Here is a 16,852-nt window from a genome sequence, read left to right as displayed (position 1 = left end):
GGCGCCTGCTTGCTCTCCGCGCGGGCGCCGTGGTTAAGCGGCGATATAAAGCTTAAATCGGGCACTCGCGCACCACAGGGCGCTCGGCGATCTCCGCCTCCAGCATATGCAGCATGCTGCTGGCGATCTCGCGCTCGCCCATCACGACGCGCGTGGCGCCGCGCGCCATAATGTATTCCACTTCGTCGTCGTAGTGCGCGCGCGCGATAATCTCGATGTCGGCAAACTTCTCGCGCGCGGTAGTCACGATCTCGCCCGACTCGAAGCCGTTGGGAATGGTCAGCAGCAGCCAGCGCGCGCAGTCGAGTCGCGCCAGCTCCATGGTTTCGGCGCGCACCGCATTGCCGAGCACCGCCGGAATGCCCTGTTCGCGCAGCGCCTCGACGCGCGCGCGTGAGTTCTCCACGACCACGAAAGGCACATCCGCCTCCAGCAGCTTCTGGCCCAGCAGGCTGCCGACCCGGCCATAGCCGACGATGACGGCGTGGTGGCAGATATCCACCGGAATCTGCTTCTCTTCCTCAACCGACTCTTCCTGCGCCTGTGGCTGACGACTTTCGCTCCTCGCCAGGAAACGCTCCAGCAGGCTGAACAGAACAGGGTTGAGCATAATAGAGAGGATTGCCGCCGCCAGCACCAGGTTACGCCCCTCGCTGCTGAGCAGATTGAGGGAGATGCCGAGACCGGCCAGAATAAAGGCGAATTCGCCAATCTGCGCCAGGCTGACGGAGATGGTCAGCGCAGTGCGGCGGGAATGGCCCAACAGCGTCACCAGCAGCCAGGCGGCGACAGATTTGCCCAGCACCACAATCACCAGCGCGCCCAGCACCGCCAGCGGCTGTTCCACCAGGATCATCGGATCGAACAGCATGCCGACCGAGACGAAAAAGAGCACCGCGAAGGCGTCGCGCAGCGGCAGCGTATCGTGGGCGGCGCGATGGCTCAGCTCCGACTCGTTCAGCACCATACCGGCGAAAAAAGCGCCGAGAGCAAAAGAGACGTCGAAAAACTCTACCGCGCCAAAGGCGATGCCGAGCGCCAGCGCCAGCACCGCCAGGGTGAACAGCTCGCGCGAGCCGGTGGCGGCGCTTTTCGCCAGGATCCAGGGCACGGCGCGACGGCCCACCACCATCATCAGCACCATAAAGGCGGCGACCTTGCCGATGGTGAGCAGCAGATCCCATGCCAGCAGCTGCGGGCTGGCGTTGCCCTGTTCCAGCATGCCTGCAATGGCGGGCAGCAGCACCAGCGTCAGCACCATCACCAGATCTTCGACAATCAGCCAGCCGATAGCGATCTGGCCGCGCTGGCTGTCAATCAGCTGACGCTCTTCCAACGCGCGCAGCAGCACCACGGTGCTGGCGGTGGAGAGACAGAGACCGAACACCAGGCCGGTCATCAGCGACCAGCCCAGCCAGGCGGAGAGGCCCATTCCCAGCAGCGTGGCGACGGCAATCTGCGCCACCGCGCCGGGAATGGCGATGCTCTTTACCGCCATTAAGTCCTTCAGTGAAAAGTGCAGTCCGACGCCGAACATCAGCAGAATAACGCCCAGCTCTGCCAGCTCAGGCGCAAGATTGGTGTCAGCGACAAAGCCCGGCGTAAAGGGGCCGGCCAGCACGCCCGCCAGCAAATAGCCGACCAGCGGCGAAATGCGCAGCCGCTGTGCGAGCATGCCAAGGAGAAACGCCAGGACCAGCCCCCCGACGATGGTGGTGATCAGCGGTGTGGTGTGATGCATGCCTGTCTCCTTGTGTGCAAATGTATCTGCCTGTAACAATTAAGTTTAAGGCAATGTGTTAATTTTCGCTGTGCTATTTGCGGGATAATAAGAAAAAAGTTTGAAAATAAGAGAAAAGTGGAGTCGAACTGCTGTTTTTCTCTGTTTTCGTCAATCTGCGTCGCAGCAAGGCGAGCTTGCGAGGGGGGGCATTACAATATCTTCCTGCAAAATGCCATGCTGCTGCCCACTATCCCGCTGGAATGCACGACGAATCACGGTAAGCGGTCTCAGGCGCAGCTTTGCGCCAGCTTTAGCGCTTCGGTTCGTTTTTGCCAATGAGTGTTAAAAGTAATTCAGTGCCAGCGATAGCGGTGTTTCATCTTGAGTTAAACAGTGGAATATGCGACACAGTGGGTCAGCATGCTGACACCACCCGGAACGGGACTGCGTAAAATAAGGAGACAGGCTTTGCTGTTATCACGATGGGCCGCCACCGGTCTTGCGCTACTGGCGCTGACCCCCCTGCTTTCTCAGGCCGCCGAGCCGGATCGCACTTACCGTTTTAGCATTCTTCATACCAACGACCAGCACGGCCATTTCTGGTATAGCGCGCAGGGCGAATATGGCCTGGCGGCGCAAAAGACCTTAATGGATACGCTGCGCTACGATGTGCAGGCCAAAGGCGGCGGCGCGCTGATCCTCTCGGCGGGCGACGTCAACACCGGCGTGCCGGAGTCCGACGCGCTGGCGGCGGAGCCCGATATTCGCGGTATGAACCTGATCGGCTATGACGCCATGGCGCTTGGCAATCACGAGTTCGACCATCCGCTCGAGGTGCTGCGCAAGCAGGAGAGCTGGGCGCGTTTTCCCTTTCTCGCCGCCAATCTCTACCAGAAAAGCACCGGCCAGCGGCTCTTCAAGCCCTGGGCGATTTTCAATCGTATGGGGTTGAAGATCGCCGTGCTGGGCCTGGCGACGCCCGATACCGCCAGGCTGGCGAACCCCACCTATCTGCGCGATATCGAATTTCGCGACCCGGTCAGCGAAACGGAAAAAGCGGTGGCGGAGCTGCGCGCAGGCGAGAAGCCTGACGTGATCGTGGTGCTGAGCCATCTCGGCTATGACGACAATGGCGAACACGGCAGCAACGCCCCCGGCGACGTGACGCTGGCGCGCAGCCTGCCGCCGGGCACCGTCGCGATGATCGTCGGCGGCCATTCGCACGATACGCTTTGCATGGCGAAAGAGAACGAGCGGGTAAAAGCCTGGCAGCCAGGCGCGGCCTGCCAGCCGGACAAGCAGAACGGCGTCTGGATTATGCAGGCGGGGCAGTGGGGTGAATATGTAGGGCGCGGCGATTTTACCTGGCGCAACGGTGAGGTGGCGCTGGAGTCTTACGCGCTGGTGCCGGTCAACCTGAAGCATCAGATCAAAAACGCCGACGGCAGCGAGACCTGGCTGACGTATCAGCAGGAGATCCCGAAAAATACCGCCATGATGAAGCTGCTGATGCCCTATCAGAAGCGGGCCGAGGCGCGGCTGAACGTCGCCGTCGGCAGCGCGGCGGGACCGTTTGACGGCGAGCGCGAGCAGGTGCGTTTTACCCAGACCCGTCTCGGCCAGCTCATTCTGCGCGCGCAGATGGCGAAAACGCAGGCGGACTTCGCGGTGATGAGCGGCGGCGGCATCCGCGCCTCGCTGCCGGCGGGCAAGCTGAGCTGGCGCGATCTGCTGCAGGTGCAGCCGTTCGGCAATCAGGTGGTGTCGGTGACGCTGACCGGCGCTGAAGTGAAAAAATACCTCGACGTGGTGGCGAATATCAAACCTGATACAGGCGGCTTCGCGCAGTTTGCACATGTCAGCCTGGTGGCGGACGGCAGCACGGTAAGCGACGTGCGGATAAACGGCCAGCCGCTGCAGGAGAATAAAACTTACCGCATGGCGACCAACAGCTTTAACGCCGCAGGCGGCGACGGCTATCCGCGCCTTGATACCCATTCAGGCTATCAGAACACAGGAACTATTGATGCTGAGGTGCTGCGCGACTATGTCAAAGCCCATTCGCCGCTAAAAGCCGCCGACTATGTGCCGACAGAGACGATCCACAGGCTCACGGAAGCAGAGAAAAAGGCGCGTGAAAAGCCGCACAAGCGCAGCTATCCGCAGATGATTCTGGCGTGGCTCTGGCCATGGGGACGGGAAACGGCGCATAACGCGCCGTAAACCCTGGCGATATCCCTTCACGGGAGGCTTTGCCTCCCATACCTTCCTGCGCGCTGGCAGGCAGGGTCGCCATCTGAGAGATCAGGCCTCGCAGGCCTTACGCTCGAACCAGCGCGGACGCAGCTTGTCCCACACCCAGTTGTACGCCATGGTGTAGGGCAGGAAAAACAGGAAAAAGGCCACTTCCAGCAGAAACGCCTGCCACAGCGAGATATTAAGCATCCACGCGGCAATCGGCAAACCGATCAAAATAAAGCCGCCTTCAAAAAGCAGCGCGTGCAGGGCGCGGATCAGCACGCCGCGATGAACTTTGCCTGGCGGGCAGAGGCGATCGAAAATGGCGTTATAAATCATATTCCACAGCATCGCGACGGTTGAGAGCATCAGCGCCAGCGCGCCCATCTCAAACAGCGGCTTATCCATCGCCCAGGCAGCCAGCGGCGAAACGGTGAGGATCGCCAGAGTTTCAAACCCCAGCGCATGTATAAAGCGTTCTTTTAGCGAACGGGTACGCATCATTAACCTCCAGCAGTCAGGCGCGCATTCTGGCATCTCAGGATGATAAGATAAAATGATGACCTATCGATAAAAGCGATGGATAAAATGCGTTACTCACCGGAATCTTTAGAGGCGTTTGTGCAGACCGTCAGCAGCGGCTCCTTTTCCGCCGCGGCGCGCGCGCTGGGCAAAAGCCAGTCAACGATCAGCACGGCGGTTGCCGGGCTGGAGGACGATCTCGGCTTTAAGCTGTTCGATCGCAGCGGACGTCAACCGATCCTGACCGATCAGGGCAGGGGCGCGCTGGCGCAGGTGCAGCAGATCCTGGCCGCCAGCGAGCGGCTCGACGCGCTGGCTATCCGTCTGGCGCAGGGGATTGAGCCGCGCCTCAGCTTCGCCGTATCGGACTTCTGGCAGACCCAGCACCATGAGCAGCTGCTGAAACAGTTCGACGCGCGTTTTCCGGAGATCGAACTGGAGTGCATGATTGCTGAAGATGAAGACGTGCTGGATCTGCTACAGGCGGGGCGGGTGCATCTGGGCGTGGTGCGCGCCCAGCCCGCGCTGCCGCCCGATATTGCCGTCGCACGGCTGCAGGTCAGCGCGGAAATGGCCATCTATATCCATCGCGATCATCCGCTGGCGCAGCACGACGGCCTCACGGAAAGCGCGCTGGAGCAGGTGCGCCAGCTGCGGCTCAACACCTGGGTCGAGCCGCACGCGATTGCGCCGCCGGGACGCGTCTGGTCAGCGCCGACCTATTTGCTGCTGCTGGAAATGGCTGAGCAGGGATTTGGCTGGAGCATTCTGCCGCGCTGGCTGGTGACGCAGTTTGGTCACGGGCTACTGCAGGAGCTTGCGCTGCCGGGCTGGCCGCAGCAAATCGCGGTAGAGGCGATCTGGTCGCGCCGCAATCCGCCTGGACCGGCGGGACGCTGGATGATCGACCAGCTTTGTGCCCAGCCGCGCAGCTAGTCGCGTCGCGCGATATCCGCCAGCGGCGCGTCGAGCAGGCGCGCCAGATCCTGCGCCGCCAGCTCCAGATCCAGGCCGCGCTTGCCGCCGGAAACGAAAATGGTGGCGAAATCGGCGGCGGAGCGGTCGATCACCGTCGGCAGCCGCTTTTTCTGGCCCAGCGGGCTGATGCCGCCAACCAGATAGCCGGTCACGCGCTGCGCCAGCTGCGGATCGGCCATATCCGCTTTTTTCGCGCCTAACGCTTTCGCCACCTTTTTCAAATCGAGCTGGCTGGCGACCGGCGTCACCGCCACCGCCAGATGTTTCGCATCGCCGTTAAGCGCCACCAGCAGCGTTTTATAGACCTGCCGCGCGTCCAGGTTAAGTTTACGCACCGCCTCGTCGCCAAAGCTGGTTTCCTGGCTGTCATGCTCATAGGGATGAAGGGTAAAGGCGACCTTTTGTTTTTCCAGCAGTTTTACGGCAGGCGTCATAAACTTCTCCTTATAGGAAAAATCCCATTCCTAAATTAAATAAATTAATAGTGGCGAAAGTTTGTGCTTTGCGTAAGAATGGTTCCCGCGCCAGCCGAAAGGCTGAGCGATAACCAAAATCATAAACAAATTCCTCTTTGACGGGCCGATAGCAATACCGGCCTGCTTTTTTTTCTAGCGCCGCAACAGCTCAGGCAGATTCTCGTCGCCGTAGAGATGCAGCGCGCCTACCGCCACCACGTAATGCCCCACCGGCAGGGCGCGCAGTCGATCGCACCACTGCGCGTTGCGCTGCGCAATCAGCGTATCGTTGAGCGCCGTGCTGAAGGTCGAGGGCAAAGCGATGCGCGGCTCGCGCGGCGGCGTATCCAGCCACCAGCTCACCATCATCTGCAGCAGCCGCGCGTTGGTATGCCAGTGCGTCAGCGTATCTTTCAGCAGCGCCATGCCGTCATCCGGCAGGGACTTCAGCAGCGCGATTTGCGTCTCCGCGCCTTCCAGCTCAATGACTGGCTTACCTCGCGTTTTCGCCGCCTGCAGCAGCTGGAAGTCGATGCCATAATCGGGACGCAGACCCAGCCGCTGCGCCTGCTGCGCCTGCAGCATCAGCGCAATTTGCCAGGCGGGCAGGGTGTCGAACATTGTCAGAGACAGGTGCAGCTCGCCGCACAGCGTCGCCAGTCGAGCCAAGTCGTCGGGCGCCAGGCGCGTCTCCAGCGGATCGCGCGGGTCAATATCGTCGAACGGCGAGCCGCCCTGCGTAATATCCGCCTCGACAACCAGAGCATCCGCCTTCTCCAGCTGCCGCAGCAGCCGCGCAGGCAGCGGCTGCATATCGCGCGTGCCCATATGAATGCTGCCGACCAGATGCAGCAGCCGATCGTCCAGTCGAATATCCTGGGCGGGCCAGCGATAGCTGGCGGGAAAGAGTCGGCTTACCAGCCCCTGCACACTGCGCCATATGCTGCCTGTCATGCCCCGTCCTTCTTGAGTCAAAACGCCATGCTAGCGATTCCGGTCGCTGAAAAACAGGGCATTAGCGGCTATTGTCGCGTCGTTGGGCGAAAGCGCAGCAGCCGGTTGGCGTTGCCGACCACGGTAATCGAGGACAGCGCCATCGCCGCGCCCGCCACGACCGGGCTGAGCAGTGCGCCGGTGAGCGGATAGAGCACGCCGGCCGCCAGCGGAATGCCCAGGCTGTTATAGATAAAGGCGCCCAGCAAATTCTGACGAATATTTCGCAGCGTCGCGCTGGAGAGCGCCAGCGCATCGGCAACGCTGTTAAGGTCGGCGCGCATCAGGGTAATGGGCGCGGTTTCCACCGCCACGTCGCTGCCGCCGCCCATGGCGATGCCGACATCCGCCTGCGCCAGCGCCGGTGCGTCGTTGATGCCGTCGCCGACCATAGCGACGCGGCGCCCCTGCTGCTGCAGCGCGGCGATCGTCTGCGCCTTCGCTTCCGGCAGCACGCCAGCGATCACCTCGTCGATGCCCGCCTCCTGTGCAATGGCGCGCGCGGTCTCTTCCCGATCGCCGGTCAGCATCATCAGGCGGTAGCCCGCCTGACGCAGCCGCGCCAGCGCCGCTTTGCTTTCGGGCCGCAGCCGATCGCGCAGCGCAATCAGGCCGACAAGTTCGCCGTCCTGCGCCAGCAGCACCGGCGTTGCGCCCTGGCGCGACAGCCGCTCGATATCGGGCTGCGCCTGCTGCAGGGCGACAGCGTTATCCTGCATCAGCGCCGCGTTGCCCAGCAGCAGCGGCTTGCCGTCGAGTATGCCGCTGACGCCTTTGCCGCGTATTGTACGAAATTGCGCAAGCTCGCCCGTGGCCGTAGTCCCTGCCGCCGCGGTAATCGCCTGCGCCAGCGGGTGGCTGGCGTTTTGCTCCAGCGCGGCGGCAGCCTGCACCACCGCCTCGCGTGACCAGCCGTGCCACGTCAGCACCTCGTCAAGCTGCGGCGTGCCGGCCGTCAGCGTACCGGTTTTATCAAAGACCAGCGTATCGATGCGGCTGGCGCGCTGCAGCGCGTCGGCGTCGCGCACCAGCACGCCGAGCTCGGCGGCGCGCCCGACCCCGGCGATAATCGACATCGGCGTCGCGAGCCCCAGCGCGCAGGGGCAGGCGATAATCAGCACTGTGGTAGCGATAACCAGCGTATAGGCGATCTGCGGCTGCGGGCCGAACAGATACCAGATGGCGGCGCTAATCAGGGCGATGGCGACCACCACCGGCACGAAGACCGCCGAGATGCGGTCGGCGAGGCGACCCACGTCCGGCTTGCTGCTCTGCGCCTGGCGCACCAGATGAATAATGCGCGACAGCGCAGTGTGCTGGCCGGTGGCGCGCGCCACGAAGCGCACCGCACCATCCTGCACCAGCGTCCCGGCGTAGACTTTGTCGCCGGCGCGTTTGCCCTGCGGCACCGCTTCGCCGGTCAGCATCGCCTCGTCCAGCCAGGCTTCGCCCTCGGTAATGTCGCCGTCCACCGGCACGCGATCGCCCGTCGTCAGGCGCAGCGTCATGCCCGGCTGCACCGCGCTGAGCGGCACCAGCATTTCGCCCTGCTCGCTGACGAGGCGCGCCTGCGCGGGCGTCAAATCGAGCAGCCGCTCAAGCGCTTTAGAGGAGCGCTGGCGCGCGCGCTGCTCCAGCGCGTGGCCGAGATTGATCAGGCCGATAATCATCACGCTGGCTTCGAAATAGAGATGCCGCGCCTGGGCGGGAAAAAAGTCGGGCCAGAGAGCGACGCTGATGGAGTAGATCCAGGCGGCGGCGGTGCCGAGCGCCACCAGCGTATCCATCGTGGCGCTGCCGTTGCGCAGGCTGCGCCATGCGCTGCTGTAGAAGTGGCCGCCAGCGACCGCCATAATCAGCAGCGTGACGGCGCCGATAGCGAGCCAGAGGGGGCGGTTGGCGTCGCTAAGCATCATATTGTCGCCGAGCATGCCCCAGATCATCAGAGGTGCGCCAAACGCCAGCGCCAGCGCCGCCTGCCAGCTAAAGCGGCGCATCGCCTTACGCGCGCTGCTCTGCTGCCTGTCGCGCCGCTCCTGTTCATCCTGCACCGGCTGGGCGTGGTAGCCCGCCGCGTCGACCGCCTCGACCAGCTGCTGTGCAGAGGCGTCGCCCATCACCAGCGCGCTGCGCTCGCCAAGGTTGACGCGCGCCTGGGTCACGCCGGGCACGTTTTCCAGCGCCTTCTCGACCCGGCTGACGCAGCTGGCGCAGCTCATGCCTTCAATAAGCAGAAACTGCGCGCTTTCATGCTGCTGTGCCGGTTCGGTTTCCGCCACCGTTGTCAGCGCCTCCGGCGGCGGCTCTGAAGCTGTCAACGGCTCAGGCTTTGGGTGGCTGTCGCCGTGGAGCGTAGCGTGATAGCCCGCTGCTTCCACCGTGGCAATCAGCGCGGCGGCGTCGGCGCTGCCAACGACCTGCGCTTCCTGCTGCGTGACGCTGGCCTGTTCGACATCGTCGCGCTGCTCGAGCGCTTCTTTAACGCGTTTGACGCAGTGGCCGCAGGACAGGCCTTCCAGCGCCAGCGAGATAGTGTGTGACATAGCGTCCTCCTGTTGTGTCGCTGTTAACAATGCGAGCTTGTTATCACTCGTAATACAGGCTAAACCTTCCATCAAGGGGAAGGTCAAACTCTTTTTACGGAGACTGGCCGCGATCGATTTTTTGAGGAGAGAGCAGGGTGAACATCAGCGATGTTGCGAAAAAAACCGGGTTGACCAGCAAGGCGATTCGTTTCTATGAAGAGAAGGGCGTAGTGACGCCGCCGTTGCGCAGCGACAATGGCTATCGTCGCTACAGCGCGCATCATCTCGATGAGCTTAATCTGCTGCGCCAGGCGCGTCAGGTGGGCTTTACGCTCGACGAGTGCCGCGAGCTGGTGACGCTGTTCAACAATCCGGGGCGCCACAGCGCTGACGTCAAAGCGCGCACCCTGCAGAAGGCAGCGGAGATCGCCGTCCATATCGAAGAGCTACAGGCGACGCGCATGCGGCTGCTGGCGCTGGCCGACGCCTGTCCGGGGGACGAAGGCGCGGAGTGCCCGATTATCAATAATCTGGCGGGCTGCTGCGGCCATCGCCAGCCTGATTAACGCGGCCTGATGTGCAGCGTAATGCCCTCGATGCCCGTCACGACGACCTGCGCGCCCGCGGGCAGATCCCGATCGGCCTGCACGCGCCAGCTGCTGTCACCCAGCCGCACGTGGCCGATGCCGTTGACCAGCGGCGCATCCAGCGTCAGAAGCGTGCCGATCAGCTGATTGCCGCGCTGGTTAAGGGCGTTGGGCTGCTGGTGGCGCTCGCGATGGCGCATCCAGCGATACCAGAGATAGACGCAGACCAGCGTCAGCAGGGCGAACAGTGAGCCCTGCGCCGTCCAGCTGAAGGGCGTCAGCCACTCCACGATGCCTACCAGCACCGCCGCGATGCCGCTCCACAGCAGATAGCCGCTGGTGCCGAGCATCTCCGCCGCCAGCAAGAGGCCGCCGAGGGTCAGCCAGAACCAGTGCGGATGGGCAACGATCTCCATCACCATCAGCGTTTCGACTCTGCAGCGCCGCCTTTAAGCAGCTCGCTGATGCCCGCCACCGAGCCGAGCAGGCTGCTGGCGTCCAGTGGCATCATCACCACCTTGCTGTTGCTGGCTTCGCCGATTTTCTGCAGCGCGTCGGTATATTTCTGCGCCACGAAGTAGTTCACCGCCTGGATGTCGCCCGCCGCGATCGCTTCTGAGACCATTTTGGTGGCGCGCGCTTCGGCTTCCGCCTGGCGTTCACGCGCCTCCGCCTGCAGGAACGCCGAGGTGCGTTCGCCTTCAGCCTTCAGGATGCGCGACTGCTTATCGCCCTCGGCGCGCAGAATGGCCGCCTGGCGCACGCCTTCCGCCGCAAGGATGTCGGCGCGCTTGGTGCGCTCCGCCTTCATCTGCGCATTCATGGCGGCAATCAGCTCCTGCGGCGGACGCACATCGCGGATTTCGATGCGGGTGATTTTCACGCCCCAGGGATTAGTTGCCTCGTCGACGATGTGCAGCAATCGGGTGTTGATGTTATCGCGCTGCGACAGCATCTCATCCAGCTCCATGCCGCCGAGCACGGTGCGGATGTTGGTCATGGTGAGGTTGATGATCGCCAGTTCGAGATTGCTGACCTCATAGGCGGCGCGCGCCGGATCCACCGCCTGAATAAAACAGACGGCGTCGATGGTGACGTTGGCGTTGTCTTTGGAGATAACTTCCTGCGAGGGAATATCCAGCACGCGCTCCATCATATTGATCTTGTGACCGATACGATCCATAAAGGGCACGACCAGACTCAGTCCGGGCTGCAGCGTGCGGGTGTAGCGGCCAAAGCGCTCCACGGTCCACTGATAGCCCTGCGGCACGATCTTGACGCCCGCCCACACCGTGACCAGCGCCAGCACGATCAGCGCAGGAATGACTGTTAACATATAACCTCCCGATTGTTAATTTACGGGCCGAGTCGCTTCGGCCCGGACAGGACGCCGCCGCTTAGTAGAGCAGCGAGTAGAGCTGGCGGCGGTAGCGGGCTGCGAGCGCGTCGCCGGTGCCGAGCGCCGCGAGGATCTCCTGCAGCATTTTGCGCACCTGGCCGTCCGCCGCGTTCATATCGCGCTTCAGGAAGCCAAGCAGCAGCTCCAGCGCCTCTTCGTTGCGCCCAACCTGATGCAGTTGTAACGAGAGCTTAGCAGCCAGCTCGGCATTGGTGGGATCGCTCTCCAGCTGCGCCTGCAGCTGCTGGATTTCCGGCGTATCGGCCGCCTGCTTCAGCAGATCGATCTGCGCCATCAGGCTCTGATAGCGCGTGTCCTGATCCTGCAGCGGCACCTTCGCCAGCACCTCTTCCGCTTCGTCGCTGCGGTTCAGGCCGATCAAGACTTCCGCCAGCAAAAAGCCGATTTCGCTCGCCTGGCGGCTGAGCTGCCAGGCCTCCTTCAGCAGCGGCAGCGCCTCCAGCGGTTTGCCTTCTTCCATCAGCGCCAGCGCCTGCTGCGCCTTCAGCTCCTCTTCGCGCGGCAGCACTTTTTCCAGCAGCGCGCGCACCGCCTCTTCCGGCTGTGGCCCCTGGAAACCGTCGACCGGCTGACCGTTCTGGAACAGATAGACCGTCGGGATGGAGCGCAGGCCGAACTGTGACGCCACCATTTGCTCTTTGTCGCAGTCGAGCTTCGCCAGAATAAACTGGCCGGCGTACTCCTGCGCCAGACGCTCCAGCAGCGGCGTCAGCTGCTGGCAATGTTGGCTGCGATCCGACCAGAAATAGAACAGCACCGGGATCTGCATGGACTGTTCCAGCGTCTGATGCAGGTTGGATTCGTTAACGTCGATAATCGAAGCTTGTGGTGACATAGCGAAGTCTCTTGGCAGAAAGTGTTTAAAGAATATGGGGCCGGACAGGCCCGCTTCAAGATGAATTCTCAGCGGCTGCTTAAAATGCGATCCAGCATCCAGCCCGGCAGCACTCTTTTCAGGATGCTCATTGCATGCGCCACCAGGGTCACCGGATAGCGCAGGCGCGGATGGGAGCTCTCCAGCGCATGGCGCAGCTTCGGCAGGATCGCCTCCGGCGGCAGGCTGAAGCGCGCGGCGATGCCGGGATTACGCACCGGCTGGTCCGGCTCGCCCTGGGTTACGTTATCGGTAAAGCGGGTGTGAACAGGCCCCGGCTCGATCAGGCTGACGCGCACGCCGCTGCGGCGCAGTTCAAGGCGCAGCGCGTCGCTCCAGGCCTCCAGCGCATATTTGCTGGCGGCATAGGCGCCGCGGCCCGGCGTGGAGATCAGCCCGAGCACGGAGCTGGTGTTGACGATGCGCGCGTCGCCGTGCGCTTCCAGCGCGGGCAGCAGCCGCATCGTCAGCTGATGGGCGCCGAAGAAGTTGGTAGAGAACTGCTGCTCCAGCTGCTGGCGCGACAGCGTGCGCAGCGGGCCGTAGAGGCCAAAGCCGCCGTTGTTGAACAGCGCGAACAGACGGTGCGCCGTCAGCGCCAGGATCTCATCGGCGGCGCGATCGATGCTCGCCGCGTCGTCAAGATCGAGCGCGACGGCGACAAAGCCCTGCGCGCGCATCCGCTCGACATCCTCGGGCTTGCGGCAGGCGGCGATCACGCGGTAGCCGCGCGCCTGCAGATCCTGCGCCGCCACCAGACCAATACCGCTGGAACAGCCGGTAATTACAACGGTTTTTTGCATATCTTTACCCATAAAAAGCGCGTCGCCGCAGATTACTCATGCTTAACTAAAGGGGCCAGTTCTTTCGCCATCAGTTCGGCGATAAAGGGCTGCGCATCGGGATTCGGATGGATACCGTCCTGCTGCATCCATTCAGGTTTCAGGTAGACCTGCTCCATAAAAAAGGGCACCAGAGGGATGTTGTACTGCTGTGCCAGTCTGGGGTAGATCCCGCTGAACGCTTCCGTATAACGCCGCCCGTAATTGGCAGGCAGACGCACCTGCATCAGCAGCGGCTTTGCGTTCGCCGCCTTTATGTCGTCGATGATTTTACGCAGATCCTGCTCGATAGCCTGCGGCGGAAAGCCGCGCAGACCGTCGTTACCGCCCAGTTCGATTAACACCCACTGCGGCTGATGCTGTTTTAATAGCGCCGGCAAGCGCGCCAGTCCCTGCGCGGCGGTGTCGCCGCTGATGCTGGCATTGACCACCTTAGGCTGTTGCTGCCAGTTTGTATTCAGCAGGCTCGGCCAGGCGGCGCTGGCCGACATGCGATAGCCAGCGCTCAGGCTGTCGCCTAACACTAACAGGGTGTTCGCAGCGGCCAGATGCGATACCAGTAGAAGAACGAAAAACAGGAAAGCGTAATGCCAGCGGAAAACATTCTTGAAGTTCATCATCTTACAAAGTCCGTCGGTCAGGGGGAACAGCAGCTGTCCATCCTCACCGGAGTTGACTTCATTGTCAAACGGGCCGAAACCATCGCGCTGATCGGCGAGTCGGGATCTGGCAAATCGACGCTGCTGGGCATTCTGGCGGGCCTCGACGACGGCAGCAGCGGCGAGGTCAGGCTGCTGGGAGAGCCGCTGCACCTGCTCGACGAAGAGCAGCGCGCCGCGCTGCGGGCGACGCAGGTTGGCTTTGTTTTTCAGTCTTTTATGCTGGTGCCGACGCTGAACGCGCTGGAGAACGTGCAGCTGCCTGCGCTGCTGCGCGGCGAGAGCGACCGCCGGAGCCGCGAGCAGGCGCGCGAGCTGTTAACCCAGCTGGGGCTGGAAAAGCGCCTGGCGCATCTGCCCGCGCAGCTCTCCGGCGGCGAGCAGCAGCGCGTGGCGCTGGCGCGCGCCTTCAGCGGGCAGCCCGGCCTGCTGTTCGCCGATGAGCCCACCGGCAATCTGGACCGGAAAACCGGCGACCGCATTGCCGATCTGCTTTTCTCGCTCAACCGCGACTACGCCACCACGCTGATTCTGGTGACGCATGACGAACAGCTGGCGGCGCGCTGCGACCGCCGCCTGCGGCTGCGCGACGGCAAAGTGTGGGAGGCGTGATGATCTGGCGCTGGTTCTGGCGCGAGTGGCGCTCGCCCTCGCTGCTGATTGTCTGGGTGGCGCTGACGCTGTCGGTGGCCTGCGTGCTGGCGCTGGGCGCCATCGGCGACCGCATGGAGAAAGGGCTCAGCCAGCAGAGCCGCGACTTTATGGCGGGCGACCGCACGCTGCGCAGCAGCGCGGCCGTGCCGGACGCCTGGCTGGCGAAAGCGCGGGAAGAGGGGTTGAGCGTCAGTGGGCAGCTCAGCTTTATGACCATGACCTTCGCCGGTGAGACGCCGCAGCTGGCGGCGGTCAAGGCGGTTGATAACCGCTATCCGATGTTCGGCGATCTGCAGACCAACCCGCCTGGCCTGAAGCCGGTGCCCGGCACGGCGCTGGCTGCACCGCGGCTGATGGCGCTGCTTAACCTCAAGGTGGGCGACAGGCTGGATGTCGGCGACGCCAGCCTGCGCATCGCGGGCGAGGTGATTCAGGAGCCGGACGGCGGCTTTAATCTCTTTCAGATGGCGCCGCGCCTGCTAATCAACCTGGACGACGCGCAGAAGACCGGCGCGATTCAGCCGGGCAGCCGCCTGACCTGGCGTTATAAGTTCGCCGGCGAGCCGTCGCAGCTGGCGCGCTACGATCGCTGGATCCAGCCGCAGCTGAAGGCGGATCAGCGCTGGATAAGCGTAGAGAATTCCGAAGACGCGCTGGGGCGCTCGATGCAGCGCGCCCAGCAGTTTCTGCTGCTCTCCGCCTTGCTGACCCTGATGCTGGCCATCGCCGCCGTCGCGGTGGCGATGAGCCACTACTGCCGAAGCCGTTACGATCTGGTGGCGGTGCTGAAAACGCTGGGGGCGACGCGGGGGGCGCTGCGTCGGCTGATCGTCGGCCAGTGGCTGGCGGTACTGCTGCTGGCGGCGCTGTGCGGCGGGGCGCTCGGGCTGGGCGTCGAAGCGCTGCTGATGCAGATGCTGAAACCGGTGCTGCCCGCGACCCTGCCGCCCGCCAGCGGCTGGCCGTGGCTCTGGGCGATCGGCTCGCTGTTCGTCATCTCGCTGCTGGTGGGGCTGCGCCCCTACCGACTGCTGCTGGCGACCCAGCCGCTGCGCGTGCTGCGTCGCGACGCCGTGGCCGATATCTGGCCGCTGAAGCGCTATATCCCGGCGATGGGCGGGGTGGTGATTGCGCTGCTGGCGCTGCTGGTGGGCGGCAGCAAGATGCTGTGGGCGCTGCTGGCAGGCGTGGCGGCGCTGGCGGGCCTGCTGGCGCTGCTGGGCTGGGGCACGCTGCTGCTGCTGCGGCGACTGGTGGTGCGCAGCCTGGCGCTGCGGCTGGCGATCAACCGTCTGCTGCGCCAGCCGGGCATGACGCTGAGCCAGCTGGCGGCGTTTTCGCTCTCTTTTATGCTGCTGGCGCTGCTGCTGGTGATGCGCGGCGATCTGCTGGATCGCTGGCAGCAGCAGCTCCCGCCAGATAGCCCAAACTATTTCCTGCTCAATATCACCCAGGATCAGGTGCCGCAGGTGCGCGCTTTTCTCGCCTCGCATCAGGTGAAGCCGGAAACTTTCTACCCCGTGGCGCGGGCGCGTCTGACCGATCTGAACGGCAAAGAGGCCGATCCGAAGCGGGATAACGCCCTGAACCGCGAGCTGAACCTGACGTGGACGGGCGAGCGGCCCGATCACAATCCGCTGACGGCGGGCAGCTGGCCGCCGCAGCCGGGCGAAGTGTCGATGGAGGCGGAGCTTGCCGGCCGTCTGGGGGTGAAGCTGGGCGATACGCTGACCTTTACCGGCGATACCCAGACCTTTAGCGCAAAAATTAGCAGCCTGCGCAAGGTGGACTGGGAGAGCCTGCGGCCTAACTTCTTTTTTATCTTTTCGCCGGGCGCGCTGGATGCGCAGCCGCAAACCTGGCTGACCAGCTTCAGGCTGAATAACGATCCGGCGCTGCTGGCGCAGCTGAACCGCGCCTTTCCGACGCTGAGCCTGCTCGATATCGGCAGCATTATGCGGCAGATCGGCCTGGTGCTGACGCAGGTGAGTCAGGCGCTGGAGATTATGGTGGTGCTGGTGACCTTCTGCGGCGTGCTGCTGCTGCTGGCGCAGATTCAGGTCGGGATGCATCAGCGGCGTCAGGAGCTGGTGGTCTGCCGCACGCTGGGCGCCAGCAAGCGATTGCTGCGTGGAACGCTGTGGTGCGAGTTCGCGCTGCTCGGCGTGGTCTCCGGCGTGGCGGCGGCGCTGGGGGCGGAAGCGGCGCTCTGGGCGCTGCAGCGCAAAATCTTCGACTTCCCATGGCAGCCCGACTGGACGCTGTGGCTGGCGCTGCCGCTGGGCGGCGCGCTGCTGCTCTCGCTGTGCGGCGGCTGGCTGGGGGCGCGGCTGCTGCGCGGCAAGGCGCTGTTCCGGCGCGCGGAGTCAGCATAAAAAAGCG

The 16,852-nt window shown here is 63.5% G+C and carries 15 protein-coding genes; 5 read left to right on the top strand and 10 right to left on the bottom strand.

Annotation, left to right across the window (positions count from 1 at the left end; genetic code table 11):
• Nucleotides 1–52: 52 nt before the first annotated feature.
• Nucleotides 53–1,741, bottom strand: coding sequence for a YbaL family putative K(+) efflux transporter (gene ybaL, locus Q9R34_RS01435; RefSeq protein ID WP_485892110.1), 1,689 nt, complete (start codon nucleotides 1,739–1,741; stop codon nucleotides 53–55).
• Between the two features lie 450 nt (nucleotides 1,742–2,191).
• On the opposite strand from ybaL, the gene ushA reads away from it, so the two are divergent.
• Nucleotides 2,192–3,946 carry a bifunctional UDP-sugar hydrolase/5'-nucleotidase UshA gene (ushA, locus tag Q9R34_RS01430; RefSeq protein WP_485892108.1) on the top strand — a complete coding sequence of 585 codons (1,755 nt, stop codon included), beginning with the start codon at nucleotides 2,192–2,194 and terminating at the stop codon, nucleotides 3,944–3,946.
• An 81-nt stretch (nucleotides 3,947–4,027) separates the two neighbouring features.
• Here ushA and Q9R34_RS01425 read toward each other — a convergent pair whose 3' ends face one another.
• Nucleotides 4,028–4,462, bottom strand: coding sequence for a multidrug/biocide efflux PACE transporter (locus Q9R34_RS01425; protein ID WP_434124130.1), 435 nt, complete (start codon nucleotides 4,460–4,462; stop codon nucleotides 4,028–4,030).
• An 87-nt stretch (nucleotides 4,463–4,549) separates the two neighbouring features.
• Here Q9R34_RS01425 and Q9R34_RS01420 point away from each other — a divergent pair, with 87 nt between their 5' ends.
• Complete coding sequence (locus Q9R34_RS01420; protein ID WP_485892107.1) at nucleotides 4,550–5,419, top strand: LysR family transcriptional regulator; 870 nt, start codon at nucleotides 4,550–4,552, stop codon at nucleotides 5,417–5,419.
• On the opposite strand, the gene ybaK is transcribed toward Q9R34_RS01420, so the two are convergent.
• The 3 genes from ybaK to copA form a co-directional block, all read right to left on the bottom strand.
• The gene (gene ybaK / locus Q9R34_RS01415) at nucleotides 5,416–5,895 is read right to left on the bottom strand and encodes a Cys-tRNA(Pro)/Cys-tRNA(Cys) deacylase YbaK (RefSeq protein WP_048784540.1); all 480 of its coding nucleotides are present in this window, start codon (nucleotides 5,893–5,895) and stop codon (nucleotides 5,416–5,418) included. The two genes, Q9R34_RS01420 and ybaK, sit on opposite strands and share 4 nt — an antisense overlap.
• 174 nt (nucleotides 5,896–6,069) lie before the next feature.
• Nucleotides 6,070–6,870: a TraB/GumN family protein gene (locus Q9R34_RS01410; RefSeq protein WP_485892106.1), complete on the bottom strand. Its 801-nt coding sequence runs from the start codon at nucleotides 6,868–6,870 to the stop codon at nucleotides 6,070–6,072.
• 68 nt (nucleotides 6,871–6,938) lie between these two features.
• The gene (copA, locus tag Q9R34_RS01405; protein WP_485892104.1) at nucleotides 6,939–9,452 is read right to left on the bottom strand and encodes a copper-exporting P-type ATPase CopA; all 2,514 of its coding nucleotides are present in this window, start codon (nucleotides 9,450–9,452) and stop codon (nucleotides 6,939–6,941) included.
• A 137-nt stretch (nucleotides 9,453–9,589) separates the two neighbouring features.
• Between copA and cueR the strand changes: the two genes are divergently transcribed.
• The gene (cueR, locus tag Q9R34_RS01400) at nucleotides 9,590–10,000 is read left to right on the top strand and encodes a Cu(I)-responsive transcriptional regulator (RefSeq protein WP_434123956.1); all 411 of its coding nucleotides are present in this window, start codon (nucleotides 9,590–9,592) and stop codon (nucleotides 9,998–10,000) included.
• Here cueR and Q9R34_RS01395 read toward each other — a convergent pair.
• From Q9R34_RS01395 to tesA, 5 genes are all read right to left on the bottom strand, one after another.
• Nucleotides 9,997–10,443, bottom strand: a complete 447-nt coding sequence (locus Q9R34_RS01395) for an NfeD family protein (RefSeq protein ID WP_485892103.1) — start codon at nucleotides 10,441–10,443, stop codon at nucleotides 9,997–9,999. The two genes, cueR and Q9R34_RS01395, sit on opposite strands and share 4 nt — an antisense overlap.
• Nucleotides 10,443–11,357 (bottom strand): SPFH domain-containing protein, encoded by a 915-nt coding sequence (locus tag Q9R34_RS01390; RefSeq protein WP_485892102.1) that lies wholly within the window; start codon nucleotides 11,355–11,357, stop codon nucleotides 10,443–10,445. The genes Q9R34_RS01395 and Q9R34_RS01390 overlap by 1 nt, the downstream gene beginning before the upstream one ends.
• Before the next feature lie 61 nt (nucleotides 11,358–11,418).
• Nucleotides 11,419–12,276 carry a co-chaperone YbbN gene (locus Q9R34_RS01385; RefSeq protein WP_048784535.1) on the bottom strand — a complete coding sequence of 286 codons (858 nt, stop codon included), beginning with the start codon at nucleotides 12,274–12,276 and terminating at the stop codon, nucleotides 11,419–11,421.
• A 68-nt stretch (nucleotides 12,277–12,344) separates the two neighbouring features.
• Nucleotides 12,345–13,118, bottom strand: coding sequence for an SDR family oxidoreductase (locus Q9R34_RS01380; RefSeq protein WP_485892100.1), 774 nt, complete (start codon nucleotides 13,116–13,118; stop codon nucleotides 12,345–12,347).
• 32 nt (nucleotides 13,119–13,150) lie between these two features.
• On the bottom strand, nucleotides 13,151–13,777 hold the full coding sequence (tesA, locus tag Q9R34_RS01375; RefSeq protein WP_434123950.1) for a multifunctional acyl-CoA thioesterase I/protease I/lysophospholipase L1: 627 nt from the start codon (nucleotides 13,775–13,777) through the stop codon (nucleotides 13,151–13,153).
• Here tesA and ybbA point away from each other — a divergent pair.
• Nucleotides 13,745–14,428, top strand: a complete 684-nt coding sequence (gene ybbA / locus Q9R34_RS01370) for a putative ABC transporter ATP-binding protein YbbA (RefSeq protein ID WP_485892099.1) — start codon at nucleotides 13,745–13,747, stop codon at nucleotides 14,426–14,428. The two genes, tesA and ybbA, sit on opposite strands and share 33 nt — an antisense overlap.
• Entirely contained in the window at nucleotides 14,428–16,845 is a 2,418-nt protein-coding gene (ybbP, locus tag Q9R34_RS01365) for a putative ABC transporter permease subunit YbbP (protein WP_485892097.1), read from the top strand. Before ybbA ends, ybbP begins: the two co-directional genes overlap by 1 nt.
• The last annotated feature ends 7 nt before the right edge of the window (nucleotides 16,846–16,852 follow it).

Origin of the sequence: Enterobacter sp. BRE11, assembly GCF_031844285.1 — a bacterium.
GTDB lineage: Bacteria > Pseudomonadota > Gammaproteobacteria > Enterobacterales > Enterobacteriaceae > Pantoea.
The sequence above is the reverse complement of the archived record's forward strand: the minus strand, read 5'-3'. Positions and strand labels throughout refer to the sequence as shown.